At 70.0% G+C, this 26,072-nt stretch carries 29 protein-coding genes and 1 tRNA gene; 14 read left to right on the top strand and 16 right to left on the bottom strand.

The genetic code is table 11. From position 1 onward, the window contains the following. Positions 1-21 precede the first annotated feature (21 nt). Positions 22-819, top strand: a complete 798-nt coding sequence (locus tag AB0H54_RS17620) for a DUF1542 domain-containing protein (protein WP_355271191.1) — start codon at positions 22-24, stop codon at positions 817-819. Here the strand turns inward: AB0H54_RS17620 and AB0H54_RS17615 are convergent. Beyond that, positions 733-2,046, bottom strand: coding sequence for a hypothetical protein (locus AB0H54_RS17615; RefSeq protein WP_357346416.1), 1,314 nt, complete (start codon positions 2,044-2,046; stop codon positions 733-735). The genes AB0H54_RS17620 and AB0H54_RS17615 overlap by 87 nt on opposite strands. A gap of 58 nt (positions 2,047-2,104) precedes the next feature. After that, a complete protein-coding gene (locus tag AB0H54_RS17610; protein WP_357346415.1) occupies positions 2,105-2,734 on the bottom strand; it encodes a hypothetical protein in 630 nt (209 codons plus the stop codon). 257 nt (positions 2,735-2,991) lie between these two features. Between AB0H54_RS17610 and AB0H54_RS17605 the strand changes: the two genes are divergently transcribed. From AB0H54_RS17605 to AB0H54_RS17590, 4 genes are all read left to right on the top strand, one after another. After that, positions 2,992-3,315: a hypothetical protein gene (locus tag AB0H54_RS17605; protein WP_357346414.1), complete on the top strand. Its 324-nt coding sequence runs from the start codon at positions 2,992-2,994 to the stop codon at positions 3,313-3,315. Further along, entirely contained in the window at positions 3,312-3,467 is a 156-nt protein-coding gene (locus tag AB0H54_RS17600) for a hypothetical protein (protein WP_357346413.1), read from the top strand. Before AB0H54_RS17605 ends, AB0H54_RS17600 begins: the two co-directional genes overlap by 4 nt. 85 nt (positions 3,468-3,552) lie before the next feature. Beyond that, positions 3,553-3,625, top strand: a tRNA-Arg gene (locus AB0H54_RS17595). Positions 3,626-4,040: 415 nt separating this feature from the next. Next, positions 4,041-5,537 (top strand): AAA family ATPase, encoded by a 1,497-nt coding sequence (locus AB0H54_RS17590; RefSeq protein WP_357346412.1) that lies wholly within the window; start codon positions 4,041-4,043, stop codon positions 5,535-5,537. Positions 5,538-5,653: 116 nt separating this feature from the next. Here AB0H54_RS17590 and AB0H54_RS17585 read toward each other — a convergent pair whose 3' ends face one another. Continuing rightward, complete coding sequence (locus AB0H54_RS17585) at positions 5,654-6,007, bottom strand: DoxX family protein (protein WP_357346411.1); 354 nt, start codon at positions 6,005-6,007, stop codon at positions 5,654-5,656. A 31-nt stretch (positions 6,008-6,038) separates the two neighbouring features. After that, the gene (locus AB0H54_RS17580; protein WP_357346410.1) at positions 6,039-6,842 is read right to left on the bottom strand and encodes a TetR/AcrR family transcriptional regulator; all 804 of its coding nucleotides are present in this window, start codon (positions 6,840-6,842) and stop codon (positions 6,039-6,041) included. Positions 6,843-7,065: 223 nt separating this feature from the next. On the opposite strand from AB0H54_RS17580, the gene AB0H54_RS17575 reads away from it, so the two are divergent. Beyond that, positions 7,066-8,385 carry a cytochrome P450 gene (locus AB0H54_RS17575; protein WP_357346409.1) on the top strand — a complete coding sequence of 440 codons (1,320 nt, stop codon included), beginning with the start codon at positions 7,066-7,068 and terminating at the stop codon, positions 8,383-8,385. A gap of 9 nt (positions 8,386-8,394) precedes the next feature. On the opposite strand, the gene AB0H54_RS17570 is transcribed toward AB0H54_RS17575, so the two are convergent. From AB0H54_RS17570 to AB0H54_RS17555, 4 genes are all read right to left on the bottom strand, one after another. Next, complete coding sequence (locus tag AB0H54_RS17570) at positions 8,395-8,988, bottom strand: hypothetical protein (protein WP_357346408.1); 594 nt, start codon at positions 8,986-8,988, stop codon at positions 8,395-8,397. A gap of 46 nt (positions 8,989-9,034) precedes the next feature. Continuing rightward, on the bottom strand, positions 9,035-9,481 hold the full coding sequence (locus tag AB0H54_RS17565) for a DUF1801 domain-containing protein (RefSeq protein WP_357346407.1): 447 nt from the start codon (positions 9,479-9,481) through the stop codon (positions 9,035-9,037). A 19-nt stretch (positions 9,482-9,500) separates the two neighbouring features. Beyond that, entirely contained in the window at positions 9,501-9,767 is a 267-nt protein-coding gene (locus AB0H54_RS17560; protein WP_355271177.1) for a hypothetical protein, read from the bottom strand. 145 nt (positions 9,768-9,912) lie between these two features. Continuing rightward, positions 9,913-10,353 (bottom strand): DUF6194 family protein, encoded by a 441-nt coding sequence (locus tag AB0H54_RS17555; protein WP_357346406.1) that lies wholly within the window; start codon positions 10,351-10,353, stop codon positions 9,913-9,915. Positions 10,354-10,414: 61 nt separating this feature from the next. On the opposite strand from AB0H54_RS17555, the gene AB0H54_RS17550 reads away from it, so the two are divergent. Beyond that, positions 10,415-11,113: a MerR family transcriptional regulator gene (locus AB0H54_RS17550; RefSeq protein ID WP_357346405.1), complete on the top strand. Its 699-nt coding sequence runs from the start codon at positions 10,415-10,417 to the stop codon at positions 11,111-11,113. On the opposite strand, the gene AB0H54_RS17545 is transcribed toward AB0H54_RS17550, so the two are convergent. The 5 genes from AB0H54_RS17545 to AB0H54_RS17525 all read right to left on the bottom strand — a co-directional run bounded on the left by AB0H54_RS17545 (position 11,114) and on the right by AB0H54_RS17525 (position 15,951). After that, positions 11,114-11,617, bottom strand: coding sequence for a PPOX class F420-dependent oxidoreductase (locus tag AB0H54_RS17545; RefSeq protein ID WP_355271730.1), 504 nt, complete (start codon positions 11,615-11,617; stop codon positions 11,114-11,116). It lies immediately after the preceding gene. Positions 11,618-11,707: 90 nt separating this feature from the next. After that, complete coding sequence (locus AB0H54_RS17540; RefSeq protein ID WP_357346404.1) at positions 11,708-12,499, bottom strand: SDR family oxidoreductase; 792 nt, start codon at positions 12,497-12,499, stop codon at positions 11,708-11,710. Between the two features lie 138 nt (positions 12,500-12,637). Then, on the bottom strand, positions 12,638-14,329 hold the full coding sequence (locus tag AB0H54_RS17535) for a SulP family inorganic anion transporter (RefSeq protein ID WP_357346403.1): 1,692 nt from the start codon (positions 14,327-14,329) through the stop codon (positions 12,638-12,640). Position 14,330: 1 nt separating this feature from the next. Further along, positions 14,331-14,990 carry a GAP family protein gene (locus tag AB0H54_RS17530; RefSeq protein ID WP_357346402.1) on the bottom strand — a complete coding sequence of 220 codons (660 nt, stop codon included), beginning with the start codon at positions 14,988-14,990 and terminating at the stop codon, positions 14,331-14,333. 85 nt (positions 14,991-15,075) lie between these two features. Next, entirely contained in the window at positions 15,076-15,951 is an 876-nt protein-coding gene (locus AB0H54_RS17525) for an NAD(P)-binding domain-containing protein (RefSeq protein WP_357346401.1), read from the bottom strand. Between the two features lie 260 nt (positions 15,952-16,211). Between AB0H54_RS17525 and AB0H54_RS17520 the strand changes: the two genes are divergently transcribed. Both AB0H54_RS17520 and AB0H54_RS17515 read left to right on the top strand, forming a co-directional pair. After that, complete coding sequence (locus tag AB0H54_RS17520; RefSeq protein ID WP_357346400.1) at positions 16,212-17,204, top strand: adenylate/guanylate cyclase domain-containing protein; 993 nt, start codon at positions 16,212-16,214, stop codon at positions 17,202-17,204. A gap of 41 nt (positions 17,205-17,245) precedes the next feature. Next, on the top strand, positions 17,246-18,016 hold the full coding sequence (locus tag AB0H54_RS17515) for an RNA pseudouridine synthase (protein ID WP_357346614.1): 771 nt from the start codon (positions 17,246-17,248) through the stop codon (positions 18,014-18,016). A gap of 66 nt (positions 18,017-18,082) precedes the next feature. Here AB0H54_RS17515 and AB0H54_RS17510 read toward each other — a convergent pair whose 3' ends face one another. From AB0H54_RS17510 to AB0H54_RS17500, 3 genes are all read right to left on the bottom strand, one after another. Further along, positions 18,083-19,261: an FAD-dependent oxidoreductase gene (locus AB0H54_RS17510; protein ID WP_357346399.1), complete on the bottom strand. Its 1,179-nt coding sequence runs from the start codon at positions 19,259-19,261 to the stop codon at positions 18,083-18,085. Positions 19,262-19,341: 80 nt separating this feature from the next. After that, complete coding sequence (gene sigJ, locus AB0H54_RS17505) at positions 19,342-20,283, bottom strand: RNA polymerase sigma factor SigJ (RefSeq protein WP_357346398.1); 942 nt, start codon at positions 20,281-20,283, stop codon at positions 19,342-19,344. Positions 20,284-20,331: 48 nt separating this feature from the next. After that, entirely contained in the window at positions 20,332-20,943 is a 612-nt protein-coding gene (locus tag AB0H54_RS17500) for a TIGR03086 family metal-binding protein (protein ID WP_357346397.1), read from the bottom strand. 61 nt (positions 20,944-21,004) lie between these two features. Between AB0H54_RS17500 and AB0H54_RS17495 the strand changes: the two genes are divergently transcribed. From AB0H54_RS17495 to AB0H54_RS17475, 5 genes are all read left to right on the top strand, one after another. Beyond that, entirely contained in the window at positions 21,005-21,448 is a 444-nt protein-coding gene (locus tag AB0H54_RS17495) for a MarR family transcriptional regulator (protein WP_357346396.1), read from the top strand. Between the two features lie 151 nt (positions 21,449-21,599). After that, a complete protein-coding gene (locus tag AB0H54_RS17490) occupies positions 21,600-22,379 on the top strand; it encodes a metallophosphoesterase (protein WP_355271157.1) in 780 nt (259 codons plus the stop codon). Between the two features lie 83 nt (positions 22,380-22,462). Further along, the gene (locus tag AB0H54_RS17485; RefSeq protein WP_357346395.1) at positions 22,463-24,580 is read left to right on the top strand and encodes an ATP-binding cassette domain-containing protein; all 2,118 of its coding nucleotides are present in this window, start codon (positions 22,463-22,465) and stop codon (positions 24,578-24,580) included. Next, positions 24,577-25,317, top strand: a complete 741-nt coding sequence (locus AB0H54_RS17480; protein ID WP_357346394.1) for an energy-coupling factor transporter transmembrane protein EcfT — start codon at positions 24,577-24,579, stop codon at positions 25,315-25,317. The genes AB0H54_RS17485 and AB0H54_RS17480 overlap by 4 nt, the downstream gene beginning before the upstream one ends. A gap of 55 nt (positions 25,318-25,372) precedes the next feature. Next, positions 25,373-26,050: a hypothetical protein gene (locus tag AB0H54_RS17475; RefSeq protein WP_357346393.1), complete on the top strand. Its 678-nt coding sequence runs from the start codon at positions 25,373-25,375 to the stop codon at positions 26,048-26,050. The last annotated feature ends 22 nt before the right edge of the window (positions 26,051-26,072 follow it).

Genomic DNA, 26,072 nt, shown 5'->3' with positions numbered 1-26,072 from the left:
CTCGGGCGAAAGAGGTGCGCGATGCTGTGGTGGTTGATCGTGATCGTCATCGTGTGCGTGGTGGCACTGCTGTATCTGCGCGCCGAGCAGAACAAGCGGAACGCGCGCGAACTCGACGAAGCGCAGGCCGACGCGCGAGTGACGATCGAACGGCTCGGCGGCCAGGTGTACCAACTGTCGCCGCGCAACGAAGCGGCCCGGCAGGCGCTGGCCGACGCCTCCGAACGCTACAACGCGGCGGGCGGGCAGATGGACAGGGCGAACTCGCCCGCCCAGGCCCGCCTGGCCAAGCAGACGGCGATGGAAGGGCTGTACTACATCCGGGCTGCGCGCACCGCGATGAATATGGACCCGGGCCCACCGGTACCGGCCCTCGATGGTCAGGACATCGCGGGACAGGTCGACGAGCTACGGGTCGTCGAGCACAACGGCCGCCGCATCGCGGCTTCCCCCGCCCCGTCCCAGGGCACGCCGAACTACTACCCCGGCGGGCGGGTGGCCGGTCGGCCGGTCCCCGCGGGGTGGTATTCGGAGCCGTGGTGGAAGCCCGCGCTGATCGCCGGCGCCTGGGGCGCCGGTTCGGCACTGCTGTTCACGACATTGTTCGCCGGGATGTCCGGAGTCGGCTACGACGCCCAAGCGTTCGAGGACGGCACCGGCGAGGCGGCGCTCGACCAGGATGCCGGTCAGGGCGAGGTCGGCCAGGATCCGGGGTACGACCCGGGTCAGGATTCAGGTGGGTGGGGCGGCTCCGAGGGTTTCGACGGTGGTGGATACGACAGCGGCGGGTTCGACGGCGGCGGACTCGACTCGTTCTGAACCAGCCGGTGGTCCGGGACCGGCTCTGGCGCCGCCGAGATAGCCGGGGCCGTGGAGGGTGAGGGGTGTCTCGCGGTGGTGAGTCGGGTTGTCGTCCGGGGCTCGGCCTTCGGCCCAGTTCACGTGACGCCGGTGCCGACCGTCGGCGCGACTGATCGCCGGCTCTGCCCGGATACCGGGGAACAGCCGGTGGACCCCGGCGACCAGGTCACCTCGATCCACCCAGGGCAGGGGCACACCGCTCACCGATGGACCGACCTGCGCCGGAATCTTCCAGAGTCCGCCTGGGCCGAGGTCGATCGCATCAACGCCGACCTGGCCTCGCTCGATCCCGCCGAACCCGATCCGGCCAGAGTCGATCGCACCGAGGCAGACCGGTCCGCCGGCCCCGATCGGCAGCTGACCCAGCCGACCGTCAACCGCCAACGGCCTCGATCCACCCTCGATCCCCGCCCGGGCAACTCCCGCATCCCGGGCCGACTCCGCCGGACCATCCCTGACGGTCGACCCAGAAGGCCCGGCCCCCGTTGCCGTCCCGTCCTCGCGCGTCGGCAACGTACGACAGCCCGCAATCGATAGCTCGGCCCCGATCGGCTGCCCTGCACCTGCCCCGGCCGCCGACTCCACAGCAACACCCTCGGCCACCCCCGCAGGTCCAGCCCCGACCGTCGACTCGGCAGGAGCACCCTCGATCGTCGGATCCGCGGAATCGCCCCCGGCAGGCGGGTCGGCAGGCTCGGTTCTTGCACGGGGTCGGGGCGGACCGTCCTTGGATGCCGGTTCGGCATAGCCAGGTCCGGGACCACTCTCGGTCGACGGCTCGGGCGACTGGGCCTCAGCCGCGGGCTCGGATGAATCGGCGCCGGGAGCGGGCTGGTCAGGGTCGGCCTGGTGCGGTATTGCGATGCCGAATGTGTTGAGCAGCGACAGGATCGGCTCGATCGGCGATGGGCCGACAGGGAGGATCTGGTCCAGTGCGGGGCCGGAAACCGGCGGTCCGAGTTCCGATGGCGGAATATCTTCCGCTGTCGCGTCTTCCGTGCGTCCGGGCTCCGGAACGATGGGCACGATCGCGTCGACGATCGGCGGCGACAAAGACGGACCGAACGCGGTGACCAGCGCAATGGTCGGAGTGTGGTCGTCGGCGGCGGCCACACCGGCCACCGACAGGGCAGCGAACACCATGCCTGCCAGCAGCCCGCCACGGAGGAAACCGGCTGCGCGCATCACACACTCCTTCCTTTCTCCTCAGGACTGGTTCTCTCGGGCTATCGACAGACCACGCTCAGCTGGGCGTCCGGCACTCGGTCAACTCCCCCGCGTCCCGCCGCACCTGCTTGGACGCGGGTAGCCGCTGGGCGACGACCCGGATGCGCGGGTTCTCGTTCTCGATCTGCTGCGCCGAGGCGGCCAGTAGGTCGCGGGCGACGCCGCGCAGCCGGTCGGTATCGGCGAGGTCGGCACCACCCATCTCCCCCGCCCGCACCCGGTCCGCCTGTCCGAGCCGATCGAAGAGCCCAACCAATTCGCCCTGCGCGGAACGCCATTCATCGGGAAACAGATCCGGGATCGGCAAGCGGTTCGCGGTGTCGCGCGCACCGTCGGCCGCGGCGGCCCGGCCACCGAGGATCATCGCGGCAACGTCGCGGTACTGCGCCGGGGTGAGGGTCCCGGCGTCCCGGTCGGCGGCTTTGAGGTCCGCGCGATATCGCGTCTGCAGGGCACAGGCAGACCGATAGAACGCGAGCATCGTCGATTGCGTCGCCGCGCTCGCGCCCTCGATCTCCTCGGTCCGCGCCGCGGCCGCCCGATCCGCCTGCGCCGACGGCGAATCCGCATCGACCAGCCCACCGTCGACCGCGCACCCGGCCAGCCCGGCGCACACCGCCGCGGCCAGCACGAGCGCCCTCACCACCTGCGCACGTCGAGCACCGTCTTCGACACGAACAACCCCGGCGGCACGGCGCGCCTCAACACGCCGTGCCGCCGTAAGCGGAACCCCACAACCATGACCACGTACTCCTCTAACGAAGGCAGAAAGTCATTGCGTGCACGAATGCCCGGCCGGCCGGGCGGAAACCACCGGGAACGCTAGAACACCGAAACCCCACCTCAGGGGCCCACACCCGTTTCAGATCAGCGTGTCGCCAGGATCCCCACCAGGATGGGTAGATGTTCTTCGAAGACCTCAGCGAGTACACCTACGAAGACGAGGATTCGTTCATCGATATCGAGTCCGGCTACAAGGCCGCCTGGTTCCGCCCGACCTACACCCGGCTGAACGTCGGCTGGCTGGAATTCGGCCGCCCGTATCCGACCGGAACGGTCCCGCACGAGTTCGTCGAGAAACTACACGCCGTGCAGCGGGTCCAGATGATGAACTACTGCCTAGGCCTGCACGCCTGCGACCTGTGCCCGGCAGCCGGGGCCCCGGAGCACTCGGGCGAGGTCCGCATCCCCGGCGCCCCGGGCACCACCTACGCCCCCCGTCCATGATCCGGCACTACATCACCACCCACGCCTACCGCCCACCCCGGGCCTTCATCGACGCCGTCCTCGCCATCGACCTCACCACCTGGCCCACCGCCCGCTGGCCCGACCTCCCCTTCCCCTGGATCCCCGCCGACGCCGAACGCCAGCTCGACTAGCCATCCCCAGCTTTGCTTCCCCATACCCCCCGCACGCTATACTCGGCACGGTCGAACCGGGCCCAACCCGACCCCGACCAACCCCGCCTTCGTAGCTCAGGGGATAGAGCACCGCTCTCCTAAAGCGGGTGTCGCAGGTTCGAATCCTGCCGAGGGCACTTACCTGTCGCCGCGTAACTACAGCTCAGAGCTGGTTTTGCGCCGCACATTGGATTCCCCGATGGCTGCCGTTCGTCTGCGATTTCCCCAAGCGAAACGATGGCCATCCTGAGTTGATCTCCGCATCGCCGTATTGCGCAGAACCCTACCTAACTGGATCAGAGCGGCACCAGCACCAACTGGGAGCAAGGGTGGGTGAGGGACAGTCCTGAGCGCGGTTCGGGAACTTACCTCCGGGTTAACTGCCCGGTGAGCGACGCAGACACGCGCCGCGACGGCGATGATCCCGAACTACATGACTCCGGATCCCGAAGCTGAGATTCAGACCGCGGAGCCAACCGAGGTTTCGGGCGGTAGGCTCCAGCCATACGTCCGTTGATACATAGGATCGCGCACGAGGGGTAGTCGAACACGTTGAGCGAGTTTAAAAGTGAGATCCGACAGAGCGACATCGATGACCTGGCAGCGAAGGTTTCCAAGGGCAGCTATGGCAAGTACCTCAAGCGAGTTACGTTGCGACGGATTCGCGGTTTCATCGATCGCGAGGTGACCTTCGACTTCCCGGTGACTGCCTTGGTCGGACCCAACGGAGGCGGGAAGACGACGGTCCTTGGATCTGCCGCTTTGGTATACCGCGATGTGCCGCCTAGTAGGTTCTTTGCAAAGAGTGGCAAATACGACGCCAGTATGCAGAACTGGTCCGTAGAGTTCGAATTGATCGACCGAAGCCTCAATCCGCGACTGCCAATCGCACGCACCGCCAGCTTCAAGCAGTTGAAGTGGAACCGCAATGCGGTCGAGCGAGACGTCTTGATCTTCGGCGTTGAGCGAACCGTCCCTGCCACCGAACGACAGAATCTCAAGAAGGCTGTCGGTGGTTCGTTCCAGGCAGCCAAGGAAGTTCAGTTGCCATTGGAGGTAACCGGGGAAGTCGAGAAGATTCTCGGCAAGCCGATCGCCGGATTCCAGCAGTTGTATCTTGATTCAGCCGACCGGGTCAGCATGTTCTCTGGGATCACAGGCCTCGGCGAGGGTTACTCGGAGTTCCACTTCGGTGCGGGTGAAGCCAGCGTCATCCGAATCGTCGCGGAGATCGAGGCCGCCTCCGACAATGCGATCATCTTCATCGAAGAGATCGAGAACGGACTGCATCCGGTAGCCACGCGCCGGATGGTCGAATACCTCATACTTGTTGCACGCCGAAAGTCTTGCCAAGTTATCTTCACAACGCACTCTAATGATGCTCTCGCCCCGCTGCCCCCTGTCGCCGTCTGGTCAGCGCTCAGCGGCGACGTCCTTCAAGGCAAGCCAGATGTCAGGGCGCTCCGCACAATAACCGGGCAGATCGAAGCCGAGCTGGCTATCTTCGTCGAGGACAAATTCGCCGAGACTATGGTTCGTACGATCTTGCGTACCCACGGAGGCATCGAGATGGACGCAATCAAGATCCACGCGATGGGCGGAGCCTCACCAGCAATGAAGGTGACCGAGCAGCACAACGCCAACCCAACGACCACCTTCCCCGCGATCTGTCTTCTCGATGGCGATCAGGCCGAACATGTCGATCCAACGCGAAAGGTCTACGCGCTGCCGGGTACCGCAGCGCCCGAGGCTCACGTCTTCCAGCAGGTCCTCGACAGTCTCGATGAGCTCGCCGCGAAACTGACTGTGGCACTTCATCTTCCGATCAATCGACAGGAAGAAGTGATCGCGGCGGTGCAGAACCGCGCATCGACCAATCGCGACAGGCACGTCATCTGGGAACAGATCGGCGAAGACCTGGACTTCCTCTCCGGGCACACAGTGGCCACGGCTTTCTTGGCCATTTGGGCTCAGGCACAACCCGCCCAGGTGTCCGAATTGGTCGATTCAATTGGCGATGCACTCCCACGGCGTGGACGTCTCACCTAGTCATCCGAACTTCGCCAGGCACACGTTCAGACATCGCCAAAATTTCGACCACCCGTCGCCAGATCGTGCGTTCGGGGCTCAGATGACGTAACCCATGACGATGGACACGGTGACCGTCAGCCGAGGCGGTAGGCCAGGGTCGCCGCGAGGGTGACGACGGTCAGTGTCAGGAAGGCGGAGACGGGGCCCAGCGCGTAGTCGCGGACGCGGAGGTGGGCGATGACGGCGCCGAGGAAGTACAGGACCAGACAGGTCGAGGCGGCGATGCCGAGGACCGGAACGGTGAGGCCGGCGAGCAGGCCGAGGGCGCCCGCGCCGAGGAGGGTGCCCATGACGGGAATCCAGGACTGGGGCACCTGGACCACCTTCGCCGCGGCGACCGGGATGGGGTGGCGGGCATAGTTCATCCAGCACCCGACGAAGGCGGCGGTCGCGGTGAGCAGGGTGCAGACGACGTAGGCGGCGAACATCGGGTCTCTCCTTCGGTGGTGCGAAAACGGTTCAGCCGGGCGAGCACTCGTCGCGGGACGGCGCGCCGACCGCGCGGACGAACGCCTCGGCGAGTTCCCTGGCGATCGGCTCGAAGTCGGCTGACGACAGCGGCTGACGATTCACGATGTGGGCCATGTTGAACAGCACGATCGGGCCCGCGAACAGGCTCAGCAGCACCGACGGTGGCAGGGGCCGGATCCGGCCGGACTCCAGGAACGGGCGCAGCCACGCTTCGAGTGCGGCGGCCGAGCGGGGCGCGTAACTGGACCGGAGGTAGTCGGCCATCGGACCGTCGGGGCGCGACAGCATCTCGGCGATCAGGGCGATCACCACCGGCGGGTCGCCGAACACCGATTCCATGATCCGGCGATAGCGGGCCAGCGCCCCGGAGGCCAGGTCCGCGGCCGGCTCGGCCAGCGCCCGCTCGATCTCCGGTAGCGGGCTGTACCGGTCGGCGACCGCGAGCAGCAGCGCTTCCCGACCACCGATCTGCCCGTAGATCGCCTGCACGGTGCAGCCGGCCTCGGCGGCGACATCGTCCAGGCTCACCGGGCCGACACCACGTTCCGCGTACAGCCGCGCCGCGGCCGCGATCGCCCGGTCGGCGGCGGTGCTCCGCCGACTCGCCTCGCCCATTCCCCGCGCTCGCAGCGCATCCTCCAGCGCGCCCCGGCTACCGATCCGCCGGATGAGCGTCGACCGCGAAACGCCCGCCGCCGTGGCGATCTCCGCCAGGGTGAGGTCCGCGACGGGGCGGTTCAGCCGCTCGGCTTCCCGGACCGCGCGCTCGGCGATCTCGTCCAGCGTGGTCATGACACTGACCCTATAACTTGAGTGAACCTAAAGTCCAGTGTCACACCCGGGGTGCGCGCGGTGAAGCAAACGGTGCGCGGGATTACCCCGCGTGGAAGACTGCTGAACATGCGATGTTCGGCATCGGTGGCGCTGAAAGCGGTTGAGACCGTGCGGGTTCGACCCGGTACCGCGGGCGTCGACACGTCGCGTTGCGAGTTCTTTGCGATGGATCGAGGGTTTGATGAACGTAGGGCATGCGGTCAGATGGGCGGCTGAGCACGGGTTGCCGCGGCTGGGGCTGATGGCGCTGCACCGCAAAGGTGACACGTTCGCGCAGTTGCTCAGCGGCGACGAGGGACGCAACGATCCGTACACGCTGATCGATCAGCTGCGCGGGGAGGGCGGGGTGCAGACCGTCAAGACCGGCTACGCCGTCTTCGAGCACGGGCTGTGCAAGGAGATCCTGCGGGACCGGCGCTTCGGCGTGCGGACCCCGATCGATCCGATGCTGCCGGGACCGATCCGCCGCTACGTCGAGTCGATCGAGTTGCCGCCCAATCCGATCGAAGCGCCGTCGATGTTCATGATGGACCCGCCCGAGCACAGCAGGCTGCGCAAGCCGGTCGCCTCGGCGTTCACCCCGCGCGCGGTCGCCCGGCTGGGTGACCGGGTCCGCGAGGTCACCACCGAGTTGCTCGACTCGATGGCGGCCACGGGATCGGCCGAGCTGATCAGCGAATTCGCCGCGCAGGTCCCGGTGGCCGTGATCGGCGAGATGCTCGGATTCCCGGACTCCGACCGCGAGATGTTCCTGGCCTGGGGCGAAGTGGTCACCCCGCTGCTCGACGTCGGCATCTCCTGGGAGACGCACCAGCGCGCGATGGCGGCGACGGCGGCGATGAAGACCTACCTCGCCGACCACATCGAGAAGGTGCGCCGCGACCCCGGCGACGACATCTTCAGCACCCTGGTGACCTCGGGCGAGCTGAACACCACCGAGCTGATGGCCAGCGCGAACGTGCTGATGGGCGCGGGTTTCGAGACCACGATGAACCTGCTCGGCAACGCGATCCCGCTGCTGCTGGCCCATCCCGACCAGCTCGAGCTCCTGCGCGCCGAGCCGCAGCACTGGCCCAACGCGATCGAGGAGATCCTGCGGTTCGAGCCGCCGGTGCAGCTCACCGCGCGCCGGGTGCTGGAACCCGTCGAATTGGGCGGCGCGCCACTGCAGCCGGGCAAGTCGGTCATCATGTCGCTGGCGGGCGCCAACCGCGACCCCGCGAAGTTCGAGGATCCGCATCGCTTCGACGTCACCCGCGCCAACGCCAAGGAGCACCTGGCGTTCGGCAGCGGCGTGCACGCCTGCATCGGCGCGAGCCTGGCCAGGCTGGAAGGCATCAACGCGCTGCCCGCCCTGTTCGAGCGCTTCCCCGACCTGCGGCTCGACGGTGAACCGCACCGTCGCGGGCTGTCGACGCTGCACGGTTTCGATCGCATGCCCGCCATGCTGAGCCAAGCGGCGGAGGTGGTGCCCGCCGCCACCGCCGCGTCCGAGGACTGAGCGCCCGCCTCAGAACTTGCCGGTGTGGTGCCCGATTCGATGACCGAGTCGGGCACCCAGCTCGGCGACGAACTCGTCGCTGAGCGGCGGCCAGCCCCAGAAGTCGAAAGCGAGAGCGCCGAGGGCGAAGTCGTCGGCCCACTCCCACTCGGTGACGGGACTCGCGGTGCCGCAGGACGCGCAGGTCGCCGCGCCGGAGCCGGTGTCGCGCCAGGCGTCGATCGCGTCGGCGAACGGCTGCCAGACCGCCTCGTCCGCCTCCCACCGCTGCGGGTAGTCGATGATCACGGTGGTGGCGCGGCAGCGCGGACAGTCGGTGGCGGAGGGTTCGATGGCGCCCTGCCCCGGGAAGTGGGGATGCCTGCCGACGATGACGGCGACCGGGCCCGGCATCCAGTCCGCGCCCCAATCCTGGGTGATCCGTGACCATTCGGGGCCCGGCCGATGGCCTTCGTCGACCTGGAGGCTGTACATCGCGTCCCGCGAGGTCTCGCGCAGCAGCCAGCCGCGCGCCACCATCCAGTCGACCGTCCGCGCCGCCAGCGCGCCCGCGTCGGACGCGGTGACGTCGATGTCGATGATGCGTTCGAAATAGTCACCCACACCGGCATCGTGCCATCGGGCGCCGACAACAACCCCGATACCGAGGTCAGCGCACCGCCTTGCGCACCAGTTCGGCGATGCGGGCTTCGTCGGCGGGAGTCAGGGCGGTGAGACCGAAGGCGGTGGGCCACATGGTGCCGTCGTCGATGGTGGCGGTGTCACTGAAACCCAGGGTCGCGTAGCGGGTCTTGAACTTGGCCGCCGACTGGAAGAAGCACACGACCTTGCCGTCCTTGGCCCAGGCGGGCTGGCCGTACCAGGTCTTCGGGGTGAGGTCGGGTGCCTCGGTCATGACGATCTCGTGGATGCGGGTGGCGATCGAGCGGTCCGGTTCGGGCATCTCGGCGACTTTGGCGAGCAGGTCCGCCTCGCCGTCGGCCTTCGACGTCTTGCCCCGCCGGGCCGCGGTCTTCAGCTCTTGGGCGTGTTCCTTCATCGCGGCGCGTTCCTCGGCGGAGAACGCGGCGGCGCTGCGAGACTTCGAGGTAGCCATGGACATTCCTCCTGGTCGATCAGCGACGGCGGCTCGCCGTCACGAACAGGGCGATTCCGGCCGCGAGCGCGAGGACGATCGCGACCGTCAGCAGGATGAGCGGTGTCGTCGCGGCGCCGGCGCCGGGCGCGCCGCTGCGGTGGATCAGCAGGGCCGCGACGAGCGGGCCGATCATCGCCAGGCTCGCGGCGGTCAGCAGGAGACCGACGGTCGTCAGTTCGACCGAGCTGAACGACCACTTGCCGCCCCGAGAGCCGGTGTGTAGCAAACGATGCTCGACAGTCATGCCATCCCCCTTCGGGAACCCACTCGGAAGTGCATCTGAACCGCGCACCAACGGTACCGCGCCGAACCGCCGAACCGGGTGAGGCGAGCCTCGGCCACCTACCGTCGATGTTGACACCGATTCTCGGTGACGAACAGGATCGTTCTCATCGTGTCCGCCGCTCGACCCTGTTTCGTGCCCGGTCGTGGGCGGTGCGCAGGAGGTCCCGGACGACGGCTTCGGTGCGCGCGCCGGGGTTCACGACGGCGAGCCAGTTGGCCGCGGCGTAGACCGGGTGGGCGATCACGGTGTCCTCGGTGGCGGCGTCCACCTGGGGATTCGCCCACTCGCCGAACGCCTCCCGGCCCGCGGAGATATTGAGCCGGAAGGTGCCGGGACGGTCCAGGCGCGAGTCGCGGTCGTCCGGGTAGTCCTTGGTCACGATGGTGGCGAAGGGCTGGGTGGTGGTCGGGACGACGCCGTCGGGGGCGTAGTAGAAAAAGGAGTCGCCCCAGCTGATCTCGGGCCATTCGCCGCCGGGGCCGGGGGCGAGGTGCAGGACACCGCCGAGGCCGGTCACGTATTCGATGATCTCGTCTATCGTCATGGTTCGAGCGTCTCATTGAAGTGCTTGTGTGGACTTTTTCGCCGATGACGAGGAGTTTCCGGTGGCAAACCTCAACTCGCCTGTCGGCCGCACGATCGACGTGGCCCGGCGGGCGGGGTACTCGGTCCAGCAGGTGCGCAATCTCGAACGCGACGGCGTGCTGCCGCCCGCCGACCGTTCGCCGGGCGGGCATCGGAGCTATCGCGAGATCCATGTGCGGTCGGCGCTGGCCTACCGCGCGCTCGCGGCGGGGGTCGGTCCGGTCGAGGCCAAACGGATCGTCCGCACCGTGCACACCGGGGACCGGGCGGAGGTGCCGGCGCTGCTCGATGCCGCGCACGCCGGGCTGCACACCGAACGCGCCGAGCTGGCGCTGGCGAGGCAGGCCGCCGAAGCCATTGCGGCGGAGCCGATCACCGAGGTGCGCGGTTCCGACGCGATGAGCGTCACCGAGCTCGCCGCGGCGCTCGGGCTGCGGACCTCGACCCTGCGGCATTGGGACGCCGAGGGTTTGGTGGTGCCCGATCGCGCGGCGGCGGGCCGCCACTACTCCCCCGCGCAGGTGCGCGACGCGCGGATCGTCCACCAGCTGCGGCGGGCGGGTTACCGGATCGCGCAGGTGCGCGCGGTCATGCCGGAGTTCCGGCGGCATTCGGGACAGGTGCGGGCGGCGCTGGCCGCCAGGGACGCGGCGATCACCGCGCGTTCGCTCGCGCTGCTCGACGGCGCGGCGGCGCTGCGCGAGCTGCTCGCCGAGTGATCAGGGCGCGTCGGCGGTGCTGCCGGACAGCGGCATGGCGGGCAGGCCGAGCTTGCGGTGGTCCCAGGACCGCACGCGGGTCGGCTCGACCCGCACGACCACCCGGTTGTTCATCATGGCCTCGACGAACGGCCGGACCTCGGGGCTGTACGGACCGACGTAGCGCTCGTAGATGTCGATGCCCGCCTTCCAGTACTCCTCGTCCTCGGTGTCCTCGATCAGGTGCGCGGTGCCCTCGATCGAGACCCCGCGCAACTGGTCGTAGGTGTCACCGGCCTCGGCCATGCAGGTGATGGTGGGATCGCGGCGCAGATTGACCGCCTTCTGCGACTTCGACTTGGTCTCGAAGTAGAGGACGCCGTCGATGTGCCCGAACCACATGGCCGTCAGATGCGGCTTGCCGTCGGCATTCAGCGTGGCCAGCGTGAGCACCCGGCTCCGGTCGAGAAACGCCGCGATCTCGTCCGCGCTCATCTGCACCACGGCCCGCTGCTTGATCCCCACCACATCCACCTTTCCGGCCACAACCATTCCCGCCGACCATACCGAGCCGCCCGCCACCCCGAACCCGAACCGGGAACACCGTCGAGCCGGTCACCGTTTGGCGCGGTGCGCCTCGGCCAGCGCCGCCGCGATCTTGTCGGCGCCCGCGCGCCGCTGCACCCGCGCGGACAATCCGGGCGCGATGCCTGCCAAGAGGGCGCCGACGCGCACCTGCGGCGAGGCCACGTCGATCTCGCCGACATTGCGCTCGACCGCGCGTCGGACCGCGGCCGCCACCTGGGCGGGTGTGGAGGTGCCGGTGCCGAACGCGGCGGGAACGCCCGCGTCGGCGAACATGCCCGCGTCGCGGACGAAGCCGGGGAACACCGTCGATACGCCGACACCGTGCGGTGCGAGGTCCTGGCGCAGCGCCTGGGCGAAGCCGCGCAACCCGAACTTGGTGGCGTTGTAGAGCGAGGCTTGGGGTGAGGCGAGCTTGCCCGCGATGGAGGAGATGAACACCAGGTGCCCGTGCCCCTGGGCGATGAGGGATTCGGCGAGCAGGCGGGCGGTGAGGATCGGGGCGCGCAGATTCACGTCGAGTGCGCGGTCGATCTCCTCGATGGAGTAGTCGGTGAGCAGTCCGCTGGCGGGCACGGCCGCGTTCGCGACGACGACGTCGACCGGGCCAGCCGCGGCGAGCAGCGCCGCCACGCCATCGCGGTCGGCCAGATCGGCGGGCACGGCGCGCGCGCCGGTCTGCTCGGCCAGCGGGGCGAGCACGTCGACGCGGCGGCCGGTGAGCAACAGCTCGGCGCCGCGTTCGGCGAAGGCGTGGGCGATGGCGTGCCCGATGCCGCCGGTGGCGCCCGTGATCAGAACTCGTGAACCTTCGATCTTCATCGGCTGTACCGTCCCCTGTCGCCGCGGTGCTCGGATCGCGGCTGTTGTCCCGTGTCTGGGAGCACGGTAGCGAGCCGACCGGGTCGAACACATCCGCGCGCGGTCGGATCTGTGGCTCCTACCCCGGTAGTGGTTGTGCTAGCCCACCGGTGGGTGTTCGGGGAGGTCGGCGGCCGCGGCGGCGACCGTCGGGTAGATGCCGATCGGGGTGTCGCCCGCCTCGGCCGAACCGAGGGCTTCGCCGAACTGGGCCACCGAGCGGGCGATGCGGAAGTCGATGCGCCGGTGGGCCAGGGCATTGCGCAGGTCGAGCAGCATCGCGGTGGCGGTGACGTCGAGGGCGGGTGAGGTCTCGGCGTCGAGCACCACCAGGCGGGTGGCGTCGGTGCACAGGGCCTCGATCCGCGACCGGACGTAGTCGGCGTTGGCGAAGAACAGGCCGGACTCGACGCGCACCACCAGCAGATCGGGGCGCGGGGTCAGGTCGGGGTGGCGGACCGTATCCACCCACAGCGAGCCCTTTTTCGCGAGCGCGGCGACGTGCGGCTGCGAGGCGCGGTAGACCAGCAGCAGCACCGAGACGCCGATGCCGATGAGCAGGCCGGGCAGGGTGTCGAACAGCAGCACACCGAACATGGCGGCGAGGGCGGCGAGGAAGTCGGCGCGCGCGGCCTTGCCGTAGATGCTGCCGAGCAGCTGGGTCCAGACCCGGTACAGGCGGCGCAGGGCCGCGATGTCGACGAGTTCGATCACCGCGGCGATGACCACCGCGGCCAGCGTCGCCTCGGGCAGCTTCTCGAACAGCCCCGTGAGGAACAGCAGGGTGAGCACCGTCAGGGCGGCCACGATGAGCCCGCTGGCCTGGGTTTTCGCGCCGGCCCCACCGTTGACGGCGGTCTTGGACAGGCTCCCGTTGACCACCATGCCCGAGCCGAGCCCGGACCCGAGATTGGCCGCGCCGAGGCCGAGCAGCTCGCGGTTCGCGTCGATCGAGTAGCCCGCCTTGGCCGCATAGGTTTTCGCGGCGCCGAGTCCTTCCGCGAAACCGATCAGCAGCACGCCGACGGCGGGACCGAGCAGGTCGAGGTAGTCGTCGAAGCCGACGCCGGACGGCAGCCCGATCGACGGCAGGCCCGCGTCGATGTGGCCGACGATGTCGACGCCCTTGTCGTCGAGGTCGAACAGCCGCACCGCGAGGATGCCGAGCAGCACGGCCAGCAGCGAGCCGGGTACCAGGGGCAGCCAGCGCTTGAAGCCGAGCACGACCGCCAGGCTCAGCAGGCCGATCAGCAGGGTGCGCCACTGGGTGTCACCGAGGTGGCCGAGCACGCCCCAGACCTGTTCGAAGAAGTCGCCGTCGTGCTTGTCGATGCCGAGCAGCTTGGGCACCTGGCCGATGATGATGGTCAGGGCCAGCCCGACGATGAAGCCCTTGAGCACCGGCTCGGAGATGAACGCGGCGATGAACCCCAACCGGATCAACCCGGCCAGCAGGCCGACGATGCCGGTGGCGATGGCCAGCGCCGTCGACAGCGCCAGGTAGCGACCGGCGTCGGCGCCCGCCAGCGGGGTGATGATCGCGGCCGACAGCGCCGCCGTCGCCGACATCGGGCCGACGACGAGATGCCGCGAGCTCCCGGCCAGGGCGTACAGGACCAGCGCGGGCACCGCCGCGTAGAGGCCGATGACCGGCGGCACCCCGGCGATCGAGGCATAGGCGAGGGCCTCGGGCACCAGCACCGCCCAGACGGTGAGCCCGGCGATGACGTCGGGCCGCAGCCACGACCGCTGATAACCGTGCAGCGATTCGAAGATCGGCGGCCGGCGCACCTCAGAGACCGCCGATGCCCTTGCCGACCACGACGGCGCCCATCACCAGCAGCACGATCGCCATCACCGCGTGGTTGTTGGTTTGCAGCCACTGCCTGGCGCTGTCGAGGGTGGGGCCGAGGCTGTCGGCGGCCAGCGCGTAGCCGAGCACCACCGCGAGCACCGTGGTCGAGGCGAGCAGGGTGAACACCACGATCGCGACGAGGTCGCCGCCCGCGCTCAGCCCCGCCGAACCGATGACGACACCCGCGGACAGGCACAGCAGCAGGTTCTTCGGATTCACCGCCGACAGCAGCGCGCCGAGTCCGGCCGCCTTGACCACGGTGAGCGTGTCGATCGCCTGCATCCAGGCGGGCACCGCGGTGTCCGACCGCGCGTGCCACTGTTCGGCCGCGAGGACCAGAAGCAGTACGCCCAGCACGATTTTCAGCCAGGACGCCACCGCCGACGGTTCCTTCTCACCCGAATCGCCCAGCGCCCCGGCCAGCAGCGTCACCACGGCGGTCACGATCAGGATCCCGCCGACCCAGCCCACCGCGAATCCCCGCGCCGCCCCGCCCGCGTTCTTGGACAGGATCATGAGGATGGCCGCGACGATGGGGATCGGCGAGATCGCCACACCCACGGCCAGCGGAAGCAGATCACCGATGACTGAGCCCATCCGGTCACGCTAGGTCGGGCCGAGGGGAAGACGCGTCACACATTGTGGGTGAGATCGGCACCGATGCCGCGCCGGTGTGCGCTGATCAGCCCGCGAGCAGGTCGTAGAGGGCGGTGACGCTCTGGTCGCCGCGGCCCGCGTCGACGGCGCGGCGGAGCAGCTCGTGCATGGGCGCGTGCCAGGACAGGTCGACGCCGGTCTCGGCGGCCAGCTGCGGGTCGTCGACGAGGGCGGTGTGGAACAGATCGACGCTCGCGCCGAGGCGGGTGAAGTCCTTACTGTCGATCTCCTCGGCCAGCACCGGCAGCAGCGACTCGATCATCTGCAACCACTTCACCGAGTACGGCACCATCGTGCGCGCGGGCAGTCCGCGCGAGGCCAGCACCGCGGCGCCCTCGGCGAAGCCGAGCAGCGCGGGCAGCAGGGTGGCGCCGACCGCGGCTTCGTAGAGCGCGGCGAGATCCGGTTCGGCGCCGAGGAAGTCGAGTTCGCCGCCGAGCACGCGCAGGGCGGCGGCATGGGTGTCGAACACCGCGCGGTCGCCGCCGAAATACAGCAGGGTGTCGCGCAGGCCGACCGCGGCGGGCACGTTCTTGATCGCGCCGCCGAGGAACCGGGCGCCCGCCTCGCGCGCCCACTGCGCGAATTCCCGGGCCTGGGCGGGTGTTCCGCTGTTGAGCGTGATGATGTCGCGGCCCGCGAGCGACGCGGAGGCGAGCGACATGCTCGTGCGGGTGGCGGCGAAGGTCGTCAGGGCGCTGAGGGTCACCGAGCCCGCCGCGATCGCGTCGGCGATGTCGCGATGGGCGGTCGCGCCCGCGGCGGCCAGGGTCGTCGTGCGCTCCGGGCTGCGGTTCCACACGTGCGTCGGGTGGCCCGCGGCGAGGAGGGCCTGGGCGAGCGCGCCGCCCATCGAGCCCGTGCCGAGCACTGTCACCGGCGGTTTGTCGGTTGCGGTCATCTGCGACTCCGATCCACTGCGCGGCGCCCGGTGTGGGCCGCGGTGTTCCGAGTGTCGGCGCGGGCCGCGCGGGCCGACAAGTACGCACTTCTGCCGTCAGTTGCGCACCTTCGGGTAAACATCCAGGTCAGTGCGATGGCTCCGGTACGGCTGTGCCGGGGGTCACCGGCGGCCGGGCGGACCGGGCCGGTCTTTGTGAAGATCGCCAAGGTCGCGTCGGGCCGACCTGCGGTTCGAGCGCGCGTCGTAGAGTTTCGCTCATGTCGGATGCCGAAATGACCGAGCTGGTGCAGCGCAGTGTGGAGGAGGCGCTGCTCGGCGGACCGCGCCGCTACACGCGCACGCAGGTCGCCGAGCAGTCCGGTGTGCCGGAGGCGGAGTCGCGGCGGCTGTGGACGGCGCTCGGCTTCCCCGCCACCGACGACAATCAGGTCGACTACACCCAGACCGACATCACCTCGGTCACCAACTTCCGCAGCATGATCGTCGTCGCCGCCTCCGATATCCGGCAGCAGGCCGCCGCCGCCCGCACCATCGGCCAGGGCATGGCGCGGCTGGCCGAATGGCAGGCCGACCTGGTACTGGCCGAGATCAAGGCGCGCGCCGCCGCGGCCGATCCGGCGCTGCCGCTCGACGAACGGGTCAGGGCGGCCACCGAATCCACCATGGCGGGCATCGAGCAGTTGCAGTCGTATGTGTGGCGCAGGCACCTGGCGGCCGCGGTCGCCCGGTCGGTGGACGCCACCACCGGCGAGGACTCGACGCGGACGCTGGCCGTCGGATTCGCCGACATGGTCGGCTTCACCCGGCTCACCCGGCACCTGCATCCCGACGAATTGTCCACGCTGCTGGAGGCTTTCGAGTCGACCACGACCTCGGCGATCACCGACAACGGCGGCTGGGTGATCAAGAACGTCGGCGACGAGGTGATGTTCGCCGCCGAGACCGCCGACGACGCGGCCCGGATCTCGCTGGCCATCCAGGAGTCGACGATGCTGGTCGGCGGAACGCCGGAACTGCGGGTCGCCTTCGCCTACGGCGAGGTGCTGCAGCGCTTCGGCGACCTGTACGGCTCGGTGGTCAATATCGCCGCGCGGCTCACCGGCGTCGCCAGGCCGGGCAACATCCTGATCGACGACGCGGCCGCCGAGGCGCTCGCCGGCAACCGCGAGTTCGCCATCCGGCATCTGCGCAGCGTGCGGGTGCGCGGCTTCAACCGGCTGCGCCCGCACCGGCTGCGCCAGGCCTCCTGACCGCCGGGCCACACACCGTTCTCTAGGGTGTCGACGTGGAGATGGACTGGCAGAGCGTGCGCGAGCGGTACACCGTGTTCGCCGACGACGCCGTGCTCGCGCTGAACAAGCCGGCCGGGATCTCGGTGACCGGGGAGCGGCACGACACCGACCTGGTCGAGCTGGCGCAGGCGGCGGGCACCCAGCTGTATCCGGTGCACCGGATCGACAAGGTCACCTCCGGGCTGGTCCTGCTGGCTGTCGACCTGGCCGCGCACGGCCAGCTGACCAGGCAGTTCACCAAGCAAACCGCGCGCAAGGCGTACCTGGCGATCGTGTCGGGCACCGACCTGCCCGAGCGGGGTGAGATCGATCTGCCGCTCAGTGTCGGGCGCAAGAACCGGGTGCGGATCGCCGCGCCGCGCGAGGCGATCCGCCGCGAAGGCGAGCGCTGGTCCGTCGACGACGCCGATCTGCTGCCCGCGAAGAACTACCCCTCGCTCACCAGATTCGCCACCGTCGCCCGGCACGGTGAGCACACCCTGCTCGCCGTCGCACCGGTCACCGGCCGACGCCACCAGATCCGGGTACAGCTGGCCTGGATCGGCCACCCGATCCTGGGCGATCCCCTCTTCGACCGCACCGCCACCTTCCCCCGCACCCACCTGCACTCCTGGCGGTTGGGCCTCGACGCCGACTGGCTCACCCCGCCGGTCCTCGACCTGACCGCCACCCCCGGCCCCGACTTCTGGGAACCGCTGGCCGCCGACCCGGACGCGGCGGAGCAGTTGCTCCGCACCGCGTCCGAGCGGCTGGCCGAACTCGCCGTGTGATCCCCGGCAGAATCCTCTCCACCGCCCGGCTCGACCGACCGGGCAGGTAGCCGACTTCGCCGACCGTCACTGAGCGACGAACTGGTCCGTTTCGGCCGCGGTCGTGATGATCCGGCGGCGACGGCTCGGCATCATCAGGGTCGGGTGGCTGACGCTCCAGGCGGCGCCCGCGCAGATGAACTCCTTGACGCGGGCACCGAGCCGACCGGTCAGCACGGTGGAGGTCGGCTGATCGTCGAAGGTCACCTTCTGGAGGATGCCGTCGCGGCGTCCGAGGCTGATGCACTGGGTGGCATAGCCGATCTGCTCGTCGGGGACCGGTCGCCCGGTCAGGCGCGCGGCGATGGCGTCGCCTGCCCGCCAGGCCATCGGGCTGCCGGTCGCGCACGCCATCCGCAGCGGCACCCCGCCGGGACCGTCGGCGAGGGCGGCGTCGCCCACGGCATACACGTCGGGATGCGAGACCGAGCGCATGGTGGCGTCGACGACGATCCGGCCGGTGTCCGACACCGTCAGCGTGGTGGCCGCGGCGATCGGATGCACCGCGAAGCCCGCGGTCCACACGGTCAGCGCCGCCGGGATCTCGGTATCGCCCGCGACGACGGCGTTCTCGGTCACGCGGGTGACGCCGGCGTGGTCGTGCACCGTGATGCCGAGCCGGTCCATCACCGTGCCCAGGTGCCGCTGCGCCTTCTCGCTCAGCCAGCCGCCGACACCGCCGCGGGCGGCGATCGACACGGCGAGATCCGGGCGGGCCTCGGCGATCTCGGTCGCGGCCTCGATGCCGGTCAGGCCACCGCCGACGACCACCACCGGCGCGCCCGCGGGCAGTTCGCCCAGCCGCGCCCGCAGCCGGAGCGCGGCCTGCTTTCCGGCGAGGCTGTGCGCGTGCTCGGCGACACCGGGGACGCCCTGATCGGTGCCGGTGCTGCCCAGCGCGTAGACGAGGGTGTCGTAGGCGATGGTCGTGCCGTCGGCCAGGGTGACGTGCTTGCGCTCGACGTCGACCGCGGTGACCCGGTCGACCACGACCTCGACGCCCGTGCCCGCGTACACCTCACGCAGCGAGCGGGTGCGCAGTTCCTGACCGGTCGCCAGCTGGTGCATCCGCACCCGCTCGACGAAATCGGGGTCGGCGTTGACGACGGTGATCGCGACATCATCGCGATGCAGCCGCTTGGCCAGACGTCCGGCGGCGATGGCTCCGGCGTACCCGGCGCCGAGGACGACAATGCGGTGCTTCATGGCTCGCTCCTATCGGGATGGACTCCCCTCCTGAACCGGACAGGCGCGCGAACCCTGACACTTCACTGATGTGATCTGGGTCACCAGGCGAAATCGAGCGGGGTATGCGGCCCCTCGGCCGTCCACTGCTGGGTGACCCGGGCCAGCTTCGCCGGGTTGACCTGGATCTGCACCCCGGCGATGCCGTCGGGCGTGACGTCGAGCCCGACCACCGCGATCACCTCGTCGCCGACCATCGCCAGCGCGCCGGGCCCACCGTTGACCACACAGGCGTAGAACACCGGCGTCCCACCGACATAGGCGCGCTTGGCCGCCGTCGGCCGGAACACGTGGCTGAGGTAGCGGGCGATGCCGAGCGCGCCGAGGACCGGCGACTTGCGGGCCGGAATCCGGCCGCCGCCGTCGGCGATGCCGACCGCGTCGTCGACCAGCAGCCGGACCAGCGGGTCGGTGTCACCGCTGAGCACCGCCGCGAGGAACTCCTCGACGATCCGCTCCGCCGTGGCCGCGTCGACGGTGACGCGCGAGCGCCCGCCGACATGCTGCTTGGCCCGCCGGTAGATCTGCTGACAGTTCGATTCGCCGATCTCGAGCATCTCGGCGATCTCGCGGTGCTGGTACCCGAACGCCTCGCGCAGCACGTACACCACGCGCTCGTTGGGCGAGAGCCGTTCCATCACGGCGAGCATCGCGAGCGAGACGGACTCGCGCTGCTCGACGGTGTCGGCCGGGCCGAGCATCCGGTCACCGGCCAGCACCGGCTCCGGAAGCCACTGTCCGACATAGGTTTCCCGCCGCGCCCTGGCCGAGGTGAGCTGGTTGAGGCAGATATTGGTGAGGACCTTGGTCAGCCACGCGACCGGGGTCTCGATCCGGTCCCGGTCGGCCGCGTGCCAGCGCAGGTAGGTGTCCTGTACCGCGTCCTCGGCGTCACCGGCCGAGCCGAGCAGCCGGTAGGCGATCGCCTCCAGGCGGCCACGGGAGGCCTCGAACACATCGGCCTGGTCGGTACTGAGCATCATCTCCCCATGGTCGGCCATCCGGGCGGGCCGCCGCTACCCGGTGCGAGGTCACCGGCCGGACGGCCGCCAGTGCGGCGAACGGCCGAGGGCACGCAGGATGCGGTCGAGCGTCGCCTCGTCGTCAGCAATCTCGAGCGCTGGGGCGAAGGCCGCGCCGGGGCGCTGACGCGATTTTCCGGTCGGGACGGCCAGGGCGACGCGCAACGCGGTCGGGGCCAGGTCGGGGTCGAGATCGATCGTGCCGCCGACGGATCGGGCGACATCCCACGCGTGCACGACGCTGTCGATGAGATGAAAGCCGAGGGCGACGGTGGCCGGGAACCGCCCGGGCGGAATCTCCGGCAGGGCCAGGGTGCGGGTGAGCGCGCCGGGTGCGGCGAAGGCGGCGAGCACCTCGTCGGCCGAGCGCAGGTAATCACCGACCGGGTCGGCGGCGCGCCGGACTTCCCACACTCCCGGGTCGTCCTCGCCACGCGCCGCGGCCGCGAAGCCCCGGTTCTGGGTGCCCATGTGTTCGAGCAGGTCGCGCAGATCCCACCCGGCGCACGGCGTTTCGCAGGTCAGCGAGGCGTCGGCGACCGGCGAAACCGCGTCGACGCTCAACCGGACGGCGCGCCGATGCCTGGCGAGCAGGAGTTGATCTTCCGAAATGGTATGCATATGTAGATCGTATGCACATGCTTACAATCTGCCAAGGCGATCACCCCGGTAGATTTCGACCATGCCGAAAGCGACCCGCCCCGACCTCGCGGCCATGCTCGTGCCGCTCGGCCGCGCGCTGACGGAGGCGGAACGGCCCGTCCTCGACCGGCACGGGCTCACCATGTGGGCCTACGTGGTGCTGCTCGGACTCGACGAACAGCCGGTCCACACCCAGGCCGCGCTGGCCAAGGCGGTCCGCGCGGACAAGACCAGGATCATCCCGGTCCTCGACGACCTGCAGCGCCGCGGCCTGATCCGGCGCGAACCCGATCCGACCGACCGGCGTGTCAACCTCGTCCGGCTGACCCCCGCCGGAGCGAGCCTGCGCGACCGCGCCCAGCATGACATCCAGGCCCAGGAACAGCGGCTGCTCGCCGACCTCCCCGCCGCGGATCGGCACACCTTCCTGCGAGTACTACAAACGCTGTCCGAACGCAGCGGAACGCCGATCTCCGACGCGTGATCGATGACACAGACCGGCGATGAGGTTACCGGCCGTGGTACGCCTCATGAAGACGGATAAGCCCAGGTCATCTAGCCTTGAGAGGTGCCGAAGACTCATACCGGCACACTCTGACGCAACGGAGCGATCCCAGAGAAGAAAGCGACTGCCGATGATCCTGGCGGCTCAGCTCAGCGACACCCACTTCGACCTCACCCCGCGCAACACCGAGCGCGTGGAACGAGTGATGGCCTATCTGGCCGACCTCCCCCGCAAGCCCGACGTCATCCTCGTCACCGGCGACATCACCGACTCCGGCAAGCCGGAGCAGTACGCCGAAGCCCGCCTGGCCCTGGCGGCCGACATCCCCGTCTACCTGCTGCCGGGCAACCACGACGACCGCGTCGCCTTCCGCACCGATCTGCTGGGCGAACCGCCGTCCACCGCGCCGATCAACAGCGTCCACCGCGTCGGACCGCTCACCGTGATCCTGCTCGACTCCAGCGTTCCCGGCGAATCGGGCGGCCTGCTCGCCGACGAGACCTTCGACTGGCTGCGCGCGACCCTGGCCGCCGCGCCGGCCGACGGCCCCATCCTGGTGGCGCTGCATCATCCGCCGAAACCCGTCGCCAGCCCGGTCGTCGACGTGATCGCGCTGGCCGAGCCGGACCGCCTCGCCGCCGTCGTCGCGGGCGATCCGCGCATCATCGGCGTCCTCACCGGCCACGCGCACTCCCCCATCGCGACCACCTTCGCCGGAAAACCCATGGTGACCTGCCCGAGCACCGCGTCCGTGCTGGGCGGCGCCTGGGAGGTGACGCTGCCGCACAAGGTGATGGACTACGCGCCCGATCCGGCCGTCGCCCTGCACGTCATCGATGAGACCAATACCCTCACAACTCATTTCCGCACGGTGGCGATGGGCGGCTGGCTGGCCGAACCGCCGGTCTGAGCCCGGTTTCTCCACCGATTCCTCACACAACCGCTACACGAGGTCACAGACCGGCCACATACACCCCTGGCAGACTGGGACAGGTGAGAGACACGCCCGCGGAGCTGCCCCGCGGACCCCTGCGCCCCATCGAACTGGCCACCGGTGCCGTGATGGCCGGTCTGACCGTCGGCCTGATCACCGTCGGTTCCCTGGTGCCCATGGCCGCGGCCCTGCAACTGGTCGCGGCGGTTCCGCTGGGTCTGCTCGCCCACCGCTATCGCCTGCGCGCGCTGGTCACCGCCAGCGTCGCGGCGGGGCTGGTCACCTTCGTCGCCGCGGGCATCATGCCCGCGCTCGGCGTGTTCGGCGCCGCGACGCTCGCGGGCATCATCGGCATCGTGAAGCGGCGCGGCGGCGGGCTGCCCGCGGTGCTGGCCCTCGCGACGCTGGCCGGGGTGGGCTGGGGCCTGTTCTCGGTCGGCAGCCTGCTGCTCTTCGCGCGCACCAGGGAGCTGTTCTTCGAGGCCATCCGCAATACCGCCAAGGGCATCCAGAACCTGGCCGCCCGGCAGCCCGCGCTCGAGCCGCTCGGCCGCGCCGCCGCCGACCTCACCGACGCGCTGCTCCGCAATTGGTGGCTCTACCTCGGCGGATCGGTCTTCCTCGGGGTGCTGGTGAGCGCGATCGTGTCGTGGTTCGTGCTCGGCTCGGTGCTCGACCGGCTGGCCTGGCTGCCCGGCAGCGACCGCCTCGACGCCCCCGACGACGACCGCGCGATCGGCCCGCTGCCGGTCACCCTGCACGGCGCCGGCTACCGCTATCCCGGCGCCACCGCCGACGCGCTGTCCGGCATCGACCTGACCATCCACCCGGGCGAGTTCGTCGCCGTGGTCGGTCACAACGGCTCGGGCAAGTCGACGCTCACCCGCGTGCTCGCCGGCAGGCCGCCGACCTCGGGCGCGGTCAGCAGGCCGGGCTCGGCCGGACTGGGCGAGCTGGGCGGCACCGCGCTGGTGCTGCAACGCCCGGAGAGCCAGACCCTCGGCGTCTCGGTGGCCGACGACGTCGTGTGGGGCCTGTCGGCTGAGCTGGCCGCCGAGGTCGACGTCGACGCGCTACTGGCTGAGGTCGGCCTGACCGGCATGGGCAGGCGCGAGACCGCGACCCTCTCGGGCGGTCAGCAGCAGCGCCTCGCCGTCGCCGCAGCGCTGGCCCGGCGTCCCGCGCTGCTCATCGCCGACGAGGCGACCTCGATGATCGACCCCGACGGCCGCCGCGACCTCGTCGCGCTGCTGGCCGAACTGCCGCGCAGGCACGGCACCGCCGTCGTCCTGGTGACCCACCACGAGGCCGACGCGAGCGCCGCCGACCGGGTGATCCATCTGGCGAACGGCCGCATGGTCGACCACCTCGCCCGCTGGCCGCAGCCCGCCCGCGACCAGCGCCGCGGCCCGATGGGCGCGACCATCCTGGAACTGACCGACGTGCGCCACACCTATAACCGCGGCACGCCGTGGGAGGCGCCCGCGCTGCACGGCGTCGACCTGTTGGTGCGGCAGGGCGAGGCGCTGCTGATCGTCGGCGGCAACGGGTCCGGCAAGTCGACGCTGGCCTGGATCATCGCCGGGCTCATCGCGCCCAGCTCGGGTCGCTGCGAGCTGCGCGGCGATCCGGTGGACCAGCAGATCGGCCGGGTCGCGCTGGCCTTCCAGCATTCCCGGCTGCAATTGCAGAAGCAGACCGTCGGCGCCGAGATCGCCGACTGGGGCGGCCGGGCGACCGGCTCCGGCGCGGTCGGCCGGGCGCTGGACGCGGTGGGCCTGGACCGCCGCCTCGCCGCCCGCTCGGTCGAGGAACTCAGCGGCGGGCAGGCCAAGCGGGTGGTGCTCGCGGCGATGGTGGCCAGTCATCCCCAGGTGGTGGTGCTGGACGAGCCGCTGGCCGGACTCGATCCGCAGGGCCGCGCCGAGATCGTCGAACTGCTCGCCCGGCTGCGCGACGCGGGGCAGACGCTGATCGTTATCTCCCACGACGTGGCCGATGTGACCGCGGTGTGCGACCGGACCGTGCACCTGGACGCCGGCGTCGTCGTCGAGACCGCGGGCGCGCGGCGCCCGGTCGGCGCGCAGCCCGCGCCGCTGCTGCCGGGACGCCCGGAAACCGTCTGGCGACTGGACAATCCACCGCACAACGAACCGGGAAGCGGGGTCGTCCGATGAGTACCGTGCTGCTGCGTGAGGTTCCGGTCGACAGTGTCGTGCACCGGTTGTGGGCGGGGACCAAGATGATCGCCGCCTTCCTGATCAGTCTGCTGCTGATGTTCCTGCCGACCTGGCCGGTGCTCGGCATGATGATCGCGTTCCTGGTGCTGATCTGGGTGGTGGCCCGCCTGCCGCTGGGCGCGCTGCCCCGATTGCCCTGGTGGTTCTGGGGTTTGGTGCTGCTCGGCGGACTGATCAACGCGCCGATCGGGATGAAGGCGGTGCTCGGGTACGCGCAGGTCTTCGTGTTCGGCATGGTGCTGGTGGCCGCCTCGTTCCTGATCGCCTACACCACCCCGATGGGCGAGGTGGCGCCCGCGCTGGCGAAACTCGGTGCGCCGCTGCGCAAGCTGCGCCTGCCGGTGGACGAGTGGGCGGTGGTCGTCGCGCTGACGCTGCGTGGCCTGCCGCTGTTGCTCGACGAGATCCGGGTGCTGCGCGCGGCGCGCAAGCTGCGCCCGAAGGAGAACCTGCTGCATCGCGCCGCCGACGCCAACCCGCTCATCGACATCCTCACCGCGTGCATGGCGGTATCCACCCGCCGCGCGGGCGAACTCGGCGAGGCGATCACCGCGCGCGGCGGCACAGGCATGCTCACCGCGCACCCCAGCGCGCCCACCCGCCGCGACGCGATCGCCCTCGGCGTCGTCGTCGCGGTCTGCGCGGGCGCGATCGCGCTGACCATCGTGCTCTGAACCCCGCCGGGCGTCCTGCGCCGCGCGGGGCGCGGGCCGGGCGATACTGGCTGGCGTGACCCACAGCGAGCGCGCGGTACCCGCCTGGCGCGAGCCCACCGAGGGCGAGTCCCGCTTGGCCGCCACCGCGGCGATCCTGACGATCGTGGTCGTCCAGGTGCTGCTGCCGAGCGAGTTCCTGCCCGCCCCGGTGTGGTTGCTGCCGATGCTCGAGCTCGGCGTGATGGCGGTGCTGCTGATCGCCAACCCGAGCCGGATGGATCGCGAGGAACCCTGGATCCGCCGGCTCAGCCTGCTGCTGTCCGGCCTGATCAGCTTCGCGACGACGGTGTCGGCGCTGCGCCTCGTGCAGACCATCTTCACGGGCGAGGACAACCGCGGGGCGGGGACGCTGCTCGGTAGCGGGGCGATGATCTGGGCGACCAACATCATCGCCTTCTCGCTGTTGTACTGGGAGTTCGATCGGGGCGGTCCGGCCGCGCGCGCCAACGGCCGGAAACCTCTACCAGACTTCTTGTTTCCGCAGATGCAGGACGAGCGGCTCGGCGGCAAGGATTGGCGGCCGGAGTACCTCGACTACCTCTACCTGGCCTTCACCAACGCGGCCTCCTTCGCCCCGGCCGACGTGCTCCCGCTGTCGCGGTGGTGCAAGGTGCTGATGATGGCGCAATCCGCCATTTCCGTGGTCATCGTCGTCACGATCGTCGCGCGCGCGATCAACATCATCGAGTAGTGGGCGAGCACGGTTCGTGATA

Origin of the sequence: Nocardia sp. NPDC050718 (assembly GCF_040654235.1) — a bacterium.
Taxonomy (GTDB): Bacteria; Actinomycetota; Actinomycetes; order Mycobacteriales; family Mycobacteriaceae; genus Nocardia.
This window is presented reverse-complemented; position numbering and strand designations above follow the sequence as displayed.

Bases quoted from the DNA above. Each gene is read 5' to 3' on its own strand.
- AB0H54_RS17560 (WP_355271177.1), bottom strand. From the start codon at position 9,767: ATGACTGTCGAGCATCGTTTGCTACACACCGGCTCTCGGGGCGGCAAG.
- AB0H54_RS17605 (WP_357346414.1), top strand. From the start codon at position 2,992: ATGTTCTTCGAAGACCTCAGCGAGTACACCTACGAAGACGAGGATTCG.
- AB0H54_RS17565 (WP_357346407.1), bottom strand. From the start codon at position 9,481: ATGGCTACCTCGAAGTCTCGCAGCGCCGCCGCGTTCTCCGCCGAGGAA.
- AB0H54_RS17555 (WP_357346406.1), bottom strand. From the start codon at position 10,353: ATGACGATAGACGAGATCATCGAATACGTGACCGGCCTCGGCGGTGTC.
- AB0H54_RS17585 (WP_357346411.1), bottom strand. From the start codon at position 6,007: ATGTTCGCCGCCTACGTCGTCTGCACCCTGCTCACCGCGACCGCCGCC.
- AB0H54_RS17500 (WP_357346397.1), bottom strand. From the start codon at position 20,943: ATGCATACCATTTCGGAAGATCAACTCCTGCTCGCCAGGCATCGGCGC.
- AB0H54_RS17575 (WP_357346409.1), top strand. From the start codon at position 7,066: ATGAACGTAGGGCATGCGGTCAGATGGGCGGCTGAGCACGGGTTGCCG.
- AB0H54_RS17600 (WP_357346413.1), top strand. From the start codon at position 3,312: ATGATCCGGCACTACATCACCACCCACGCCTACCGCCCACCCCGGGCC.
- AB0H54_RS17490 (WP_355271157.1), top strand. From the start codon at position 21,600: ATGATCCTGGCGGCTCAGCTCAGCGACACCCACTTCGACCTCACCCCG.
- AB0H54_RS17520 (WP_357346400.1), top strand. From the start codon at position 16,212: ATGTCGGATGCCGAAATGACCGAGCTGGTGCAGCGCAGTGTGGAGGAG.
- AB0H54_RS17580 (WP_357346410.1), bottom strand. From the start codon at position 6,842: ATGACCACGCTGGACGAGATCGCCGAGCGCGCGGTCCGGGAAGCCGAG.
- sigJ (WP_357346398.1), bottom strand. From the start codon at position 20,283: ATGATGCTCAGTACCGACCAGGCCGATGTGTTCGAGGCCTCCCGTGGC.
- AB0H54_RS17525 (WP_357346401.1), bottom strand. From the start codon at position 15,951: ATGACCGCAACCGACAAACCGCCGGTGACAGTGCTCGGCACGGGCTCG.
- AB0H54_RS17495 (WP_357346396.1), top strand. From the start codon at position 21,005: ATGCCGAAAGCGACCCGCCCCGACCTCGCGGCCATGCTCGTGCCGCTC.
- AB0H54_RS17615 (WP_357346416.1), bottom strand. From the start codon at position 2,046: ATGCGCGCAGCCGGTTTCCTCCGTGGCGGGCTGCTGGCAGGCATGGTG.
- AB0H54_RS17540 (WP_357346404.1), bottom strand. From the start codon at position 12,499: ATGAAGATCGAAGGTTCACGAGTTCTGATCACGGGCGCCACCGGCGGC.
- AB0H54_RS17480 (WP_357346394.1), top strand. From the start codon at position 24,577: ATGAGTACCGTGCTGCTGCGTGAGGTTCCGGTCGACAGTGTCGTGCAC.
- AB0H54_RS17515 (WP_357346614.1), top strand. From the start codon at position 17,246: ATGGACTGGCAGAGCGTGCGCGAGCGGTACACCGTGTTCGCCGACGAC.
- AB0H54_RS17510 (WP_357346399.1), bottom strand. From the start codon at position 19,261: ATGAAGCACCGCATTGTCGTCCTCGGCGCCGGGTACGCCGGAGCCATC.
- AB0H54_RS17620 (WP_355271191.1), top strand. From the start codon at position 22: ATGCTGTGGTGGTTGATCGTGATCGTCATCGTGTGCGTGGTGGCACTG.
- AB0H54_RS17530 (WP_357346402.1), bottom strand. From the start codon at position 14,990: ATGGGCTCAGTCATCGGTGATCTGCTTCCGCTGGCCGTGGGTGTGGCG.